13 protein-coding genes are annotated in these 14,867 nt (G+C 32.2%); all 13 read left to right on the top strand.

The features are described 5' to 3' along the window. Window positions 1-203 precede the first annotated feature (203 nt). The 13 genes from Q1A73_RS14790 to Q1A73_RS14730 all read left to right on the top strand — a co-directional run bounded on the left by Q1A73_RS14790 (window position 204) and on the right by Q1A73_RS14730 (window position 14,860). Entirely contained in the window at window positions 204-1,253 is a 1,050-nt protein-coding gene (locus Q1A73_RS14790) for a sugar-transfer associated ATP-grasp domain-containing protein (RefSeq protein ID WP_299607007.1), read from the top strand. A 50-nt stretch (window positions 1,254-1,303) separates the two neighbouring features. Then, window positions 1,304-2,584: a CoF synthetase gene (locus tag Q1A73_RS14785; protein WP_299607005.1), complete on the top strand. Its 1,281-nt coding sequence runs from the start codon at window positions 1,304-1,306 to the stop codon at window positions 2,582-2,584. Window positions 2,585-2,857: 273 nt separating this feature from the next. After that, complete coding sequence (locus Q1A73_RS14780; RefSeq protein WP_299607004.1) at window positions 2,858-3,739, top strand: SDR family oxidoreductase; 882 nt, start codon at window positions 2,858-2,860, stop codon at window positions 3,737-3,739. A 284-nt stretch (window positions 3,740-4,023) separates the two neighbouring features. Further along, entirely contained in the window at window positions 4,024-6,891 is a 2,868-nt protein-coding gene (locus Q1A73_RS14775) for a M16 family metallopeptidase (protein WP_299607002.1), read from the top strand. A gap of 141 nt (window positions 6,892-7,032) precedes the next feature. After that, window positions 7,033-8,244, top strand: coding sequence for a hypothetical protein (locus Q1A73_RS14770; protein WP_299607000.1), 1,212 nt, complete (start codon window positions 7,033-7,035; stop codon window positions 8,242-8,244). Between the two features lie 132 nt (window positions 8,245-8,376). After that, complete coding sequence (locus Q1A73_RS14765) at window positions 8,377-9,141, top strand: AAA family ATPase (protein ID WP_299606999.1); 765 nt, start codon at window positions 8,377-8,379, stop codon at window positions 9,139-9,141. 6 nt (window positions 9,142-9,147) lie between these two features. Next, on the top strand, window positions 9,148-10,053 hold the full coding sequence (locus Q1A73_RS14760) for a ParB/RepB/Spo0J family partition protein (RefSeq protein ID WP_299606998.1): 906 nt from the start codon (window positions 9,148-9,150) through the stop codon (window positions 10,051-10,053). After that, window positions 10,043-10,654: a DUF5683 domain-containing protein gene (locus tag Q1A73_RS14755; protein WP_299606996.1), complete on the top strand. Its 612-nt coding sequence runs from the start codon at window positions 10,043-10,045 to the stop codon at window positions 10,652-10,654. Before Q1A73_RS14760 ends, Q1A73_RS14755 begins: the two co-directional genes overlap by 11 nt. Window positions 10,655-10,683: 29 nt before the next feature. Then, window positions 10,684-11,382: a 4-hydroxy-tetrahydrodipicolinate reductase gene (dapB, locus tag Q1A73_RS14750; RefSeq protein WP_299606994.1), complete on the top strand. Its 699-nt coding sequence runs from the start codon at window positions 10,684-10,686 to the stop codon at window positions 11,380-11,382. Between the two features lie 64 nt (window positions 11,383-11,446). Then, entirely contained in the window at window positions 11,447-13,018 is a 1,572-nt protein-coding gene (gene lepB, locus Q1A73_RS14745; RefSeq protein WP_299606993.1) for a signal peptidase I, read from the top strand. Window positions 13,019-13,070: 52 nt separating this feature from the next. Beyond that, window positions 13,071-13,703 (top strand): WbqC family protein, encoded by a 633-nt coding sequence (locus tag Q1A73_RS14740; protein WP_299606992.1) that lies wholly within the window; start codon window positions 13,071-13,073, stop codon window positions 13,701-13,703. Continuing rightward, window positions 13,703-14,011, top strand: coding sequence for a DUF6122 family protein (locus tag Q1A73_RS14735; protein ID WP_299606990.1), 309 nt, complete (start codon window positions 13,703-13,705; stop codon window positions 14,009-14,011). The genes Q1A73_RS14740 and Q1A73_RS14735 overlap by 1 nt, the downstream gene beginning before the upstream one ends. 75 nt (window positions 14,012-14,086) lie before the next feature. Beyond that, on the top strand, window positions 14,087-14,860 hold the full coding sequence (locus Q1A73_RS14730; protein ID WP_299606989.1) for a M949_RS01915 family surface polysaccharide biosynthesis protein: 774 nt from the start codon (window positions 14,087-14,089) through the stop codon (window positions 14,858-14,860). The last annotated feature ends 7 nt before the right edge of the window (window positions 14,861-14,867 follow it).

Below are 14,867 nucleotides of genomic sequence, written 5' to 3'. Positions count from 1 at the left end.
TTAATAACTTAATTTTAAAAGAACCACGATGTGGTTTTGAAAATTAAAAATATGGTATACTATGCCATATTAATATGAAGTTTTACGAAGTAAAATAGGGTTAAAAACTATTTTAAAAATAATTATTTATTTATTAAATAAAATAGTTCAAAGTTCGTTCTATAAACAAAGTTTATCGAATTATTCCCCATTTTATTGATAAGATGAAAAAGAAACTTAACCTTTTCATAAGAAGAGTATCTGTTATTATTAATGACGAAAACAGGAAAAGTATTTCCCGCATCCTAAAAGAGTCACTACATTTCTGGATTGTTAAGAAAGAAATACCTTATTTCTATTTTGGAAAATTCTTATATCGAAAAGATGTTTCAAACTATAAAGACTATTTAAGTAGCAAGGAAGTTGATAAAATAACATTATCCAAAAAGCTTCATCGGATTCAATTTTCTAAACTCTTAAGAAACAAGCTTTCATTTGCCCTATTTATGGAAGAGAACAATTTCCCTGTTCCTCAGTTAGTGAGCTATAATCATAAGAATCAATTTTACCTTAATTCAAAACCAACTAAAATTGATTCTGAAGAAAAACTACTTCAATTTTTCGAGTCTCAATTCAACCTAAATGAAATCAACGGATTATTTCTTAAATCTACCACAGGAATGGGAGGAAAAGGATGCTTTCTTATAAATAGAAACAACCTCCACAATCAGGTAACAAAATACTATAAGGAAATAGTTAATGATGATTTCGTTCACCAAAAAATAATCGTACAACATCCAAAAATCAATATGATATATCAGCATAGTATAAATACTATTCGTTTCACAACTTATATTGACAAAAATGGAGAAAAGCACATCCTATCTGCTTTTATGAGATTTGGAAGCGGAGGTAGTTTCATAGATAACAGCAGTGCAGGCGGAATATGTGTTTCGGTAGATCTAAAAGAAGGTAAACTAAAAGGAAAAAGCCATCAACTGATGAAACATGGAGGAAAGCAGTTAATAAAACATCCTGACTCCAATATCATATTTAATGATTTTCAAATCCCCTATTTTGAAGAATCGAAGGAGTTAGTATTAACAGCAATTACACTCATCCCTGATCGTATCATTGGTTGGGATATTGCCATAGGAAAAAAAGGACCAATATTAGTAGAAGGAAATGACAATAATTCTTTGATTACACCAGACATTATCTATGGAGGATATCTAAAAAATCCAATATTTAAAGAAATTTTAGAAGAAGCTTAATATTATTTTCTTAAAAAATCTCCTACCCCATTCTAACTGCCAATATTATTATGTTAAACAACCTACGTAACATTTTATTCTGGACCATTGACACGCTAACTGGAAGTAAAAAAAAGTCAAATTTTCAGGATATACAATCTTTACTAGAAAACGTTAATTCTACAACATCCACTAAAAGAAAAAAAGAATATTTAGACGCTATTCTGCAACATGCTATCGGTACTGTACCCTATTACAAAAACACAAAACCACTGATCACTGCATTTCCTGTAATAAACAAAAATATCTTTAGAGAGAATTTCAAAGCATTCCAATCCGAATCTTTTCAAAATGAGAAAAAGAGAACTGTTTCTACAAGTGGTTCTACCGGAACTCCATTTACTGTTCACCAGGACATATCAAAAATCATCCGTAACACTTCTGATAATCTATACTTTTGGGAGAAAGCTGGATATAATATTGGAGACAAATTATTCTTTTTTAGATTATGGAATGCTTTCGAAAAGAAAAAATCCTTTATCAACTTTGCTCAAAACGTTGTACCTATAGATGTTTTTGATCTTACACCTCCTTTTATAGAAAATCTTTTAAAAAATATACAAAAAGGAAAAGGTAATATATGCTTGTTGGGATATGTATCTGCTTTTGAAAAAATATGCAAACATTTGGATAGCACAAATCCAAACTTTCGTTCTAATGCTGTAAAATCTATTATTGCTATATCAGAAAAACTTAACGAATACACAAAGGAATCTACACGCAAATATTTCGGTATAACTCCTATTTCCAGATATTCTAATATAGAAAACGGCATTATTGCACAACAGCCGAAGGATAAAGATTATTTTGTTATTAACGAAGCTAGTTATTACATAGAAATACTAAACCTAGAAAATGACGAACAACAACAAAATGGAGCACTTGGAAGAATTGTAATTACAGATCTTTTTAATAAATACAATCCAATGATTCGTTATGACACTGGAGACTTAGGAATGATAGAAGAGATTGATAACAAAAAAGTGCTTACTCAAATAACTGGAAGAAAAATTGACGCAATTACCAATACAAATGGTGAAATCATCACATTTAATATCGTGCTCATCGTAAACAAATATTTACAGCTAGCTCAATGCCAATTAATTCAAACAAACCAAAAACATTATATACTAAAGCTAAATGCACTACAAAATTTTGAAAGAGAAAATGAACTTATAGCTGATTTCAAAAACTATTTAGGTAACGATGCTGTTATAAAAGTGGAATATGTCTCCGAGATTCCTCTGCTAGCCTCTGGAAAAAGAAGAGTAATGGTAAACCAAATGATGTAATAACACTAATACCAAAGTGTAAAAAAAAGAGTAGTTAGTATTTTGATATAAATACTCCCCTATTTTTAAATAGTACAGCTTCAATGATAGCAACCAAATTTTACAATAAAAGTATTTAAGATCTATCAAAGGTTTGCTCCTTTATTTATGATATATTTGTTTAAACTGTATTTAAATTAGGATGTTTGTATATTTAAAGTATTATGCATGCATAATACTTTAAATATAAATTGTAACTTTCAGCAAAATTCTGATATAATAATTCAAAGATATATGAGCTATACTGATAAAATGCTTCGAGATGGAGCGCTAGAAGGAAAAAATATTGTTGTTACCGGTGGTGGTAGTGGACTTGGAAAATCTATGACCAAATATTTTATGGAACTAGGAGCTAAAGTTGCTATCACATCACGTAATTTAGAAAAATTACAAGGAACAGCAAAAGAGCTCGAAGCAGAGACGGGTGGAACTTGTCTACCACTACAATGTGATGTAAGACATTATGATCAAGTAGAAAACATGAAAAATCAGGTTATTGAAGCTTTTGGAACCGTAGACATTCTTTTAAACAATGCTGCCGGAAACTTCATCTCTCCTACAGAGCGTCTTTCAGCTAATGCTTTTGACACTATCATAGATATTGTTTTAAAAGGAACTAAAAACTGTACGCTTGCCTTTGGTAAACACTGGATTGACACAAAATATGAGAATACTAATGTACTGAACATTGTTACTACGTATGCTTGGACAGGATCTGCATATGTTGTACCAAGTGCAACCGCCAAAGCTGGAGTTCTTGCTATGACAAGATCTCTGGCAGTAGAATGGGCAAAATACGGAATGAGATTTAATGCTATTGCACCAGGCCCCTTCCCAACCAAAGGTGCTTGGGACCGATTATTACCAGGTGACATGAAAGATAAATTTGATTTATCAAAAAAGGTACCTTTACAGCGTCTAGGAGAACATCAAGAATTAGCAAACTTAGCTGCCTATTTAGTTTCTGATTTCTCGGCTTATGTAAATGGTGAAGTAATCACGTTAGATGGTGGTGAATGGTTGAAAGGTGCGGGTCAATTTAACTTATTAGATCAAGTTCCTGAACAAATGTGGGATATGCTAGAAGCAGCAATTCGTGCTAAAAAGAACAAATAAACTGCAGCAACGATTTTAAAATCTGATATAAACTGGATACCATGAAAATGATATCCAGTTTTTTTATTTACAAAAGAGGGTAACAAATGGACTTGTAATGACACTTACTTATGGAATTATATAACTTTCATCCTGCTTTAAATCGGAGAAAAATATAATTCATCCACTCTAACTGGAAATAGGTATCGCTAAAACATTCAACTAAAAAAATAGTTGAATTGTAAAAGTTTTCCTATTTTTAGGCGGTTACTAAAACTAATTAATTCATATTTTACAAATCATCTATGACTAGAAAAAAAATCTTTAATGTATTCTTAGGAGTCTTTCTATGGTGTTTACCGCTCTTAGGAATAGCTCAAACAACGGCAGATAAAGAATTAAAAACCTCTGCTCAACTTAAGAACAACGCCAAAATTCCAGTTGATCCTGATGTGAAAGTTGGGAAATTAGAAAATGGTCTAACCTACTATATACGAAACAACGGAAAACCAGAAGATAAAGTAGAATTGAGACTTGTTGTAAATGCAGGTTCCATTTTAGAAAATGAAAAGCAGTTAGGATTGGCCCATTTTATGGAGCACATGAATTTTAACGGCACTAAAAACTTCAAAAAAAATGATCTAGTAGATTATCTACAAACCATTGGAGTGAAATTTGGCGCAGACCTAAATGCATATACCAGTTTTGATCAAACAGTTTATATCTTGCCAATTCCAAGTGATGATCCAGAAAAACTAGAAAAAGGATTTCAAATTATCGAGGATTGGGCTCACAATGCTGAGCTTACAGAAGAAGGCATCGATGGAGAAAGAGGTGTAGTTTTAGAAGAATATCGATTAGGAAAAGGAGCGGAAGAACGTATGCTTCAGCAATACTTGCCAATTATCGCTTATAATTCTAAATATTCCGAACGTTTACCAATCGGTACTAAAAAGGTGCTAGAAAATTTTAAATATGAAGATGTAAGAAGTTTTTATAGAGATTGGTATAGGCCAGATTTAATGGCAGTTGTTGCTGTAGGAGATCTAGATGTTGCGACATTAGAGAAAAAAATTAAAGATCATTTTGGTGGAATTAAAATGCCTGAAAATCCTCCAAAAAGAGAAGTATTTGATACTCCTAACCACGAAGAAACGCTAATAGCTGTTGCTTCTGACAAAGAAGCCTCTAATTCTATTGTTAGAATCATGTATAAAGATAAGGAGTTAAGCACTCCAATGTCTAGTGAAATTGATTATAGAAATCAATTGATTAAATCCATCTTTAGTCAAATGATGAATAATCGTTTAGATGAATTACGTAACACTCCTAATCCCCCTTTTGTATTTGCTTTTAGTAGTCATAGTGGAACTTTTGCTCGTAACCGCAAAGCCTACCAATCCTTCGCCATGACTCCAGAAACGGGACAATTAAATGCGCTAAAGGTTATTTTGCAGGAAAATAAACGCGTTCAAGAATATGGATTTAAGCAAGGAGAGTTAGAACGTGCTAAAAAAGATATCGTTGCTCGTTGGGAAAAACAGTTTAAAGACAGAGATAAAAGAGAATCAGGCAGAATTGTGGGAGAGTATATAAACAACTTTTTGGTACAGGAACCTATTCCTGGAATCGAATGGGAATATAAGTATACGATGGAGCAGCTACCTACAATTACATTAAAGGAGGCAAATAGTCTTATTAAAAATTTCATACATGATGACAATCGTGCTGTTGTCATGACAGGTCCTGAAAAAGAAGGACTAAAGAAAGTTACTAAGGAAGAAATATTAAGCCTTCTTGAAGAGGTGAAAAATACTCCTATAGAAGATTATAAAGACAAAAAGGTTAGAGAAAATTTATTAGAAAAAATACCTGCACCAGGCAAAGTAGTCTCTTCAGATTACAATAAGGAATTAGATGTGACTACATTAACGCTAAATAATGGTGCTAAAATCATCTATAAAAAAACAGATTTTAAAAATGATGAAATTCTGTTTTCTGCATTTAGTTACGGAGGAAGCTCTTTATTCTCTACAGAAGATTATCTTCAAATCGCTCATGGATTAGGAAGTATTGCTCAAACAGGATTAGGAGGGTTATCCCTAAATGATATGAATAAGGTGATGGCTGGTAAAATAGCGAGAGTACGCCCTTATATTAGCTCATTATCCGAAGGTTTTAACGGATCAACAACACCAAAAGATTTAGAAACCTTATTCCAACAAGTACATTTATACTTTACGGATGTAAATAAAGATGAAAAAGCTTTTAGATCGGATCAAGCAAAAACAAAAGGTTTCTTAGCAAATTACTTGTCTAATCCTCAAAACTATTTCAGAGAAGAATTTGGAAAGTTCCAATTTGGAAAAAATCCAAGGTATATAGGATTTCCAACTGCAGAAAAACTAGATGCTACAAATTACGATTTAGCCTATCAAAAATATAAAGAACGATTTGCTGGAGCTGGAGGTTTCAATTTCTATTTCGTCGGAAACATTGATGAAGAAAAGTTAAAGTCATATGCAGAGAAATACATAGGAAGTTTACCAGACACTGGAAAAGAAGAAACCTATAAAACAAGTGATTTTAGACCTCTTTCTGGTGCACACGAAAAAACAATCTATAAAGGAACTGATCCGAAAAGTATGGTAAACATTATTTGGAGAGGAGAAACACCTTATAACAAATCGGAAAGTCTTTCTATTGCTGCCTTAGGAGAAATTCTTAGCATAAAATTAATTGAAAAACTTCGTGAAGAAGAAGGTGGAGTTTATGGTGTTGGTGCCAGAGGTAATATGTACAAAATAGGACCTTCTGGTGGATATAGTGGATATCGTTTTTCTATATCTTTCCCTTGTGGGCCTGAAAACGTAAAAAAACTTACAGATGCTGCCATAGCAGAAGTTAAAAAGATCATTAATGATGGACCAACTGAAAAGGACCTAGCGAAAATCAAAGAATCTAGATTATTGGATTATAAAGAAAGTAGCAAACAAAATTCTTTTTGGCTGTCTAACTTACAAAATGCGGATTACAATAAAATCCCATTTGAAAGTAAAGAAAGTTATACAGAGGCCGTTGAGAAATTAACAGTAAAAGATATTCAGGATGTTGCTAAAAAATATGTAGATGCTGGATATATCTTGGGAGTATTGATGCCCGAAAAGAAGTAAATACCTAATACAGCATATATTAAAGGTCATCAGACAAAACTGATGGCCTTTTTCTTTTTCTATTTCTTTATAAAAACATCAATTTTTGAAGTAACAAAATCAACAATAGTGACACTAAAAGGAAATGATAAACAAAACAACATGAAAAATACTATTGTAATAGTAACTATTCTCTTAATGAGTTCAATGATTTTTGGTCAAAATGAGTTTGAACCAGGAATAATCCAACTTAAAAATGGTCAAGAAAAAAAAGGATTAATTCAATTTCTAAATGAAACCAATACAAATAAAGTTTTTTATAAAGAATCAGTAGATAGTGAGCTAACACAATTCACACCTAACCAAATTAATTCTTACAAACTTGATAATGTAAATAAAAAAGTAATCTCCGAAAAGCTAGGTTTAAAAGCAATCTTTATGGAGGTAATAATCGAAGGAAAAGCAAACCTTTTGCTTTATAAAGACGAAAATAGAGATAATAGGTATTTTCTAAAATCTGAAAAGTCTGGTTTAAAGGAATTAGATATCATAACCAGAAATGAAGGAGATCTACAAAAAGGACAGTTCCAACTCAAACGATACGTAGGAATATTAAACTTTGAGTTTAATGATTGCACAGAAATGAATGGTAAAACAAATCAAATAAGATTAACATTAAGTAGTTTATCCAAAGCATTTACAACATACAATAACTGTGTAAGTGAAGTGTCTTTCATATCTGAAAGACTAAACAGAACTGACTATCACACCATTTTTATTGAAGCAGGGATAAATTTCACATCGATTAGAGAAAAAGGAGATCGTGTCCGCGGAAAAGACTTCGAAAACTCTTTTTCCCCTACTATTGGTCTTACCTATGTCTATACTCCCACTATATTTAATTCTAGAACATCCTTATCCGCTGGAATTTCATACAATTCTGTAAATTCCGAAACTGCTTATTTCAGAAATAATGACGTTCTTATTGGTAATTACAGAACTACAAAAATAAATCCTAAAACAATAAATATTAAGCTTGGAATACACTACAATCTAAACAAGTCCAAGAGAAAATTAAATCCTAGTCTGGGGATATTCTATATAAATAGTAGATTACTAAATAAAGACAGTGCTTATCTAAGAATTGATAATGAAGGTGTTGAAGAATATTTATATAAAGATTTCGAAATACCTATTTCTAGTGCTTCCTCAGGATTTGCAATAGAATTTAGTACTTCATATGCTCTAACATCAAAAAATAATATCCTTATCAAGTTAGGTTATGAAAGAATTGGAGATTTCTTAGACTATTTTGGAGCGTCATATGCTACTAATACTTTTTATGTAAAAACTGGATATAGTTTCGATCTATAAACTTTGATTAATCGCTTATATAGAAGGCCGTTCCAAAAGACGGTCTTTTTTTATTAAACACTGTTAACATTTTTCATTTTTATAATGTATAATTAATTGTATTTTTATCGCTTAAAATCCAAATCTCCCCCTATGGGTAAAATAATAGCGATTGCCAATCAAAAGGGTGGTGTTGGTAAAACAACCACCTCTGTAAATTTAGCAGCTTCTCTAGGAGTACTAGAGAAAAAAGTGTTACTAATAGACGCCGATCCACAAGCGAATGCTACATCTGGATTAGGGTTAGATGTTGAAAGTATCGAAAAAGGAACCTATCAAATCCTCGAACATACTATCAATCCTTCTGAAGCTGTATTAGAAACCACTTCTCCAAATGTAGATATTATACCAGCTCATATCGATCTGGTTGCTATTGAAATTGAATTGGTGGATAAGGATGAAAGAGAATATATGCTTAAAAAAGCTGTAAATGACTTAAAGTCGGAATATGATTATATTTTAATTGATTGCGCTCCTTCATTAGGTCTTTTAACGCTAAATGCACTTACAGCTTCAGATTCGGTAATTATTCCTATCCAATGTGAATATTTTGCGCTTGAGGGATTAGGTAAATTATTAAACACGATTAAAAGTGTTCAAAAAATTCATAATGAACAACTTGATATCGAAGGATTGTTATTAACCATGTATGATTCTAGATTACGTTTATCTAATCAAGTAGTTGAAGAAGTACAGAAGCATTTCAATGAAATGGTGTTTAAAACAATCATTCAGAGAAATATACGTTTAAGTGAAGCCCCTAGTTATGGTGAGAGTATAATTAATTATGATGCTGCTAGTAAAGGAGCTAGTAATTATTTAAGTTTGGCGCACGAGATTATAAAGAAAAATAGTTAAGGATTTATGGCGAAGGCAACGAAAAAACAGGCTTTAGGAAGAGGATTATCAGCTTTATTGAAAGATCCTGAAAATGATATAAAATCAGCAGATGATAAAAATGCTGATAAAGTTGTTGGAAATATTATAGAATTAGATTTGGGAAGTATTGATGTAAATCCTTTCCAACCACGTACAAGTTTTAATGACGAAACACTTCAGGAGCTAGCTACCTCTATTAAAGAAATTGGTGTAATTCAACCAATAACAGTTCGTAAGTTAGATTTCGACAAATACCAATTAGTCAGTGGTGAAAGACGTTTTCGTGCTTCTAAATTAGTAGGATTAAAAACAATACCAGCTTACATTCGTATTGCCGACGATCAGGAATCTCTTACCATGGCACTGGTTGAAAACATTCAGCGTCAGGATTTAGATCCCATAGAGATTGCATTATCATATCAAAGATTAATAGATGAAATTAAGCTAACTCAAGAACAATTAAGTGATCGTGTAGGTAAAAAGAGATCAACTATTGCTAATTACCTAAGACTATTAAAATTAGATCCTATTGTACAAACAGGAATTAGAGATGGGTTTATCTCAATGGGTCACGGAAGGGCTTTAATAAATGTAGAAAGCAAACAACAACAATTAGATATCTACGAAAAAATTATTGGAGATTCTTTATCAGTCCGTAACACTGAAAAATTAGTTAGGTCTTTAAACAACAAGGAAGAAAAACCTGCTACTGAAAAAACTGAACAAAAGGCGCCTCAATATATCCTAAAAGGAATTAAAGATTTTTCCGAATATTTTGGAGCTAAAATAGATGTTAAAGTTTCCAGTAACGGACGAGGGAAATTAATCATCCCGTTTTCTTCTGAAGAAGATTTTAAACGCCTAAAGAAACTTATTGATAGTGAAAATTAAATCCATTTATATCGTTTTATTCCTATGCTTTTGTATTCATAGCGTTTTCGCTCAAGAGAAAGATGAAAATGAAAATGAAGAGTTGAAAGTCGTTACTGAAGAAGTTGCCGTTAAAAAAAAGAGAAAGCGAAATAAAAAAATCAAACCTTACGAACCTCTTGCTCCAGCAAGAGCTGCTTTTTATTCTGCTGTATTACCAGGGCTAGGTCAAGCATATACAGGAAAGTATTGGAAAATTCCTATTGTTTATGGAGCCTTAGGAGCTGGCATCTACTTTTACACCTTTAATAATGAACAGTATCTAGAAGCCCGAGATTTTTATAAAGGAAGGCTAGCAGGAATCCCTGACGATCCAAACAATAGATTAAGTGTCCTAACCGATGAGCAGTTAATTGATCGACAACGTAGGTTTAGAAGGGATCAAGAATTATCAATATTAATTACCGCAGGTCTGTATGTATTAAACATTATAGATGCTAATGTAACTGCGCATTTGCAACAATTCAATGTTTCAAAAGACCTAACTTTTCAACCCAAAATAAATATTAACGAATTTGATTACACACCTAGTTACGGAATGTCATTAAATTATAGTTTTTAGATTTTAATTAGAATACAACCACCAAAAATATGAATATTGCTCTTTTAGGATATGGTAAGATGGGGAAAACCATTGAAAAAATTGCGACCGAAAGAGGTCATAACATTGTACTTACCGTAGACAAAGATGATACCGAGTATGATATATCTGTTGCTGATATCGCTATTGATTTTAGCATACCTTCAGCTGCTGTTGATAATATCACCAAATGTTTCACAGCTGGTGTTCCGATCGTTTCTGGAACTACCGGATGGTTAGATCATTATGATGAAATTATCAGCTTATGTAAAGAAAAAAATGGAGGCTTTATTTACGCCTCTAATTATAGTCTTGGAGTAAATCTATTTTTTGAATTGAATAAAAAACTTGCCAAGATGATGCATCCTATAGAAGGATACAATATTCATATGGAAGAAATTCATCATACCCAAAAGCTTGATGCACCAAGTGGTACTGCAATAACATTAGCAGAAGGAATCATAGAAAATAGTGCTAAAACTAATTGGCAATTAGACCAAGGTGATGACCAAACGATTCCTATCGTTGCAAAAAGAATAGAAAATGTTCCAGGAACTCATACTGTAACCTACACATCAGCCGTTGATGATATTGAAATTAAACACACCGCTCATAATCGTCAGGGATTTGCTTTAGGTGCTGTAATTGCAGCAGAATGGCTTGTCGGTAAAATGGGCGTTTATGGAATGAAAGACGTTTTAGGAATATAACTAAACTAACAAAAAGTGTAACACTTTTTGTGTTACTTATACTTATACTAAAAAAACACATAGAATGACACTATCGGAATGGTTTATTTTTTTCCTTGCTATCCAAGTAATACACTTCTTGGGAACTTGGAAATTATATGTTAAAGCAGGAAGGAAAGCTTGGGAAGCAGGTGTACCTGTTTACAACGCTGTGGTACTAATGAAAATAATTAATCGTCCTTGGTGGTGGGTAATTTTATTGTTTATTCCTGTAATTAATGTAATTATGCTACCTGTTATCTGGGTAGAAACTATTAGGAGTTTTGGAAAAAATACTACCGCAGATACGATATTGGTAATAGTTACTTTAGGATTCTACATCTATTATGTGAATTATATGCTCGATGTAACTCACATTCCAGATAGAGACTTGAAACCCAAAACAGGAACGGGAGAATGGATTAGCTCTATTCTTTTTGCGGTTGTAGCAGCAACACTAGTACACACCTATTTCATGCAACCCTATACCATACCAACTGGCTCTTTAGAAAGAACTTTATTAGTAGGAGACTTCTTATTCGTAAGTAAATTTCATTACGGTGCCAGAACACCTATGACATCGGTTTCATTTCCTATGGTGCATGATACGATACCCTTAGTCAAAACTAAATCCTACAATAGTGATATTCAATATCCATATTTTAGACTACCAGGTTTTCAGAAAATTAAACGTAATGATATTGTAGTATTCAGCTGGCCAGTAGACACAGTGCGATTCTTTAGAGACCCTTCTGGAATTCATGTTTATAAACCTATCGATAAAAAGTCTAATTACGTAAAACGGTGTGTAGGCGTGCCTGGGGATTCGTTATCTGTAGTAGATGGATATGTGCATATAAATGGAATACAAACCGAATTACCTGATCGAGCGGATATTCAGTTTACATATTCCTTTAAGAAAAAAGGAGGTGATTTTACCCAAGATGTGTTATATGATCGTTATAAAATAAAACCTGGTGAAATTGGTTTTGACGGAGATTTGCAGCGCCCTTTTGTATTCTTGACAGAGGAAAATGCTGAAAAGTTCAAAAATAAGCCAGGAGTTTCTGAATTAAAAAGAAGAATACAACCTAAAGGAGAAAAAGATCCTGGTATCTTCCCTAATAATGGAAAAGTAAACTGGAATAACGATAACTTCGGTCCTATTTATATTCCTGAAGAGGGAAAAACGGTAAAGATAGACCTAAATAGTTTTTCATTATATCGAAGAATTATAGAAGTTTATGAAGGTTCTGAAATGGGAATTGAGAACAAACTAACCGTAAAAGGATCTCAAATACTACTTAACGGAAATCCTATTGATAGTTACACCTTTAAACAAGATTACTATTGGATGATGGGAGATAATCGTCATAATAGTGAAGATAGTAGAGTTTGGGGATATGTCCCTGCAAATCATGTGGTAGGGAAACCAGTATTCGTATGGATGAGCTGGGATAGTAATGCGAAAGGATTTTTAAATAAAATAAGATGGAAACGCTTATTTACTACTGTAGGTGGTAATGGCGAACCAGTATCTTATTTCTATTATTTCTTAATTGCATTAGTGGGTTGGATTGGATTTAGTCAGTATAGAAAAAGAAAAAAAGCATCGTAATTACTATTTATATAACTACTGACTATTTATTAAAAAACTTAAGTTCACAATCTTGAAAACTGTTCTACTACATCCCATGTATTTTGGATCTATTGCACAGTATGCTGCCATGGCTCAAAATGATACTGTTATTTTTGAAGACTATGATAACTACCAAAAACAAACGTATCGCAATAGAACGTATATTTATGGAGCAAATGGTAAACTACTATTAACCATACCGATCAAACACACTGGCAAACACAGTAATGGTAAACAATTGTATAGAGATGTAAGAATAGAAAATGAATTTCAATGGCAGTCACTGCATTGGAAATCCATACAAACAGCATATAGAACCTCTCCTTTTTTCGAGTATTATGAAGATGAACTGATCCCTCTTTTTGAAAAAAAGAAAGATTACCTTTTAGATTTCAATTATGAGTGCATGGAAGCAGTTAACGATTGTTTACAATTAGAAGCAGACTATTCTAAAACTAAAGCTTTTCTAAAAGAATATGGTGACGACTTAAACGACCAGAGGACTCTTGTCAATGCCAAAAAAGACAAGCATCATGCATTATTATCATATATCCAGGTGTTTTCAGAAAAACATGGATTTATCTCTAATCTTTCTATTTTGGATTTATTATTTAATGAAGGTACCAATGCTATTACATATTTAGAAAATCAAATGATTTATTGATGTATCGTTTTATGATACATTATGGTTTTCATTTCATCATCCCTTTTGGGATTGCTTTTGTTTTTTATCCTCAAAAATGGAAGTCAGTGTATCTTATTTTTCTTTCTGCAATGCTCATAGACCTTGATCATTTAGCAGCAAACCCCATTTTTGATCCTAATCGATGTAGTGTTGGTTTTCATTTTTTGCATAATATATACGCTATAATTTTCTACGCTATTTTACTATTTTTCAAAAGAACTAGAATCTTTGGTATTGCTTTATTATGGCATATTATTACAGATTTAGTTGATTGCCAGATGATATAAAGTTATAATTAGAAAATATTTTTTAATTTTAATACAGAATACATTGTAACCAATTTTATAATCCCCCTTATATCTATGAATAAATTTTTACTCGTTGTTACCATCTTATTTTTTATTTCTTGTGGAAACAAAAAAAAAGAAGCTGATGAAAACTCTTCAAAATCTGATGCTACAGCAGCAACAAATGCACTTCCTATTGAAAAATATGCTTCGATAGCCATTGATACTTTTTTAGTAAGAAAATTACCTAAGAAAGAGATGAATGCTAAGTTTAATACAAACAGACAAATTCAATTAGGTATTTCTAATGAACTATATCAAGCATATTCTTATAATGATAAATCTGGAGTATACTATTTTCTTCTAACCGATCATGTTAAAAATGTAAATGAGAAAAACGATACTCTGTATGATAATATTTACGCTATGAGCGTTCGAGTGGATAATAACAAATTTAAAAAGAGATCTACAATAAAAGGAGAAATTGATGATCAATGGGAAACTTCTATCGGTTTCTGGAATCAATACTCGCAATTGTTTGATTATGACGGAGACGGATCAGTGGACCCAATCATTGTGTACGGTACGACAACTGATAACAACTATGTGGATGGTAGAGTACGGATTTTAGCATATCACAACAAAAGTAGAATAACGATCAAACATCAAAATAGTGAAATTGCGGATGGTCGAATTACAAAGATTAATAAGAAACTTTATACATTTCCAGCGCCTATACAAGAAGCTGTAAAAGAAACTATGAGAAATATGGTTAAAAACGGTCATGCTGTATTTGCAGATGGCTGGGAGAAAAGTATGGAGAATCAGGCTATCCGTTTAGGAAACTAGCACTTAA

The organism is uncultured Aquimarina sp., assembly GCF_947492115.1.
Lineage (GTDB): Bacteria > Bacteroidota > Bacteroidia > Flavobacteriales > Flavobacteriaceae > Aquimarina.
Note: the sequence above shows the minus strand (reverse complement) of the source record. Positions and strands in the feature narration are given on the sequence as shown.

What these genes read in the sequence shown, in the direction of transcription:
- Q1A73_RS14780 (WP_299607004.1), top strand. Translation starts at nt 2,858, where the DNA reads ATGAGCTATACTGATAAAATGCTTCGAGATGGAGCGCTAGAAGGAAAA.
- Q1A73_RS14770 (WP_299607000.1), top strand. Translation starts at nt 7,033, where the DNA reads ATGAAAAATACTATTGTAATAGTAACTATTCTCTTAATGAGTTCAATG.
- Q1A73_RS14785 (WP_299607005.1), top strand. Translation starts at nt 1,304, where the DNA reads ATGTTAAACAACCTACGTAACATTTTATTCTGGACCATTGACACGCTA.
- Q1A73_RS14735 (WP_299606990.1), top strand. Translation starts at nt 13,703, where the DNA reads ATGTATCGTTTTATGATACATTATGGTTTTCATTTCATCATCCCTTTT.
- Q1A73_RS14775 (WP_299607002.1), top strand. Translation starts at nt 4,024, where the DNA reads ATGACTAGAAAAAAAATCTTTAATGTATTCTTAGGAGTCTTTCTATGG.
- dapB (WP_299606994.1), top strand. Translation starts at nt 10,684, where the DNA reads ATGAATATTGCTCTTTTAGGATATGGTAAGATGGGGAAAACCATTGAA.
- Q1A73_RS14790 (WP_299607007.1), top strand. Translation starts at nt 204, where the DNA reads ATGAAAAAGAAACTTAACCTTTTCATAAGAAGAGTATCTGTTATTATT.
- Q1A73_RS14730 (WP_299606989.1), top strand. Translation starts at nt 14,087, where the DNA reads ATGAATAAATTTTTACTCGTTGTTACCATCTTATTTTTTATTTCTTGT.
- Q1A73_RS14760 (WP_299606998.1), top strand. Translation starts at nt 9,148, where the DNA reads ATGGCGAAGGCAACGAAAAAACAGGCTTTAGGAAGAGGATTATCAGCT.
- lepB (WP_299606993.1), top strand. Translation starts at nt 11,447, where the DNA reads ATGACACTATCGGAATGGTTTATTTTTTTCCTTGCTATCCAAGTAATA.
- Q1A73_RS14765 (WP_299606999.1), top strand. Translation starts at nt 8,377, where the DNA reads ATGGGTAAAATAATAGCGATTGCCAATCAAAAGGGTGGTGTTGGTAAA.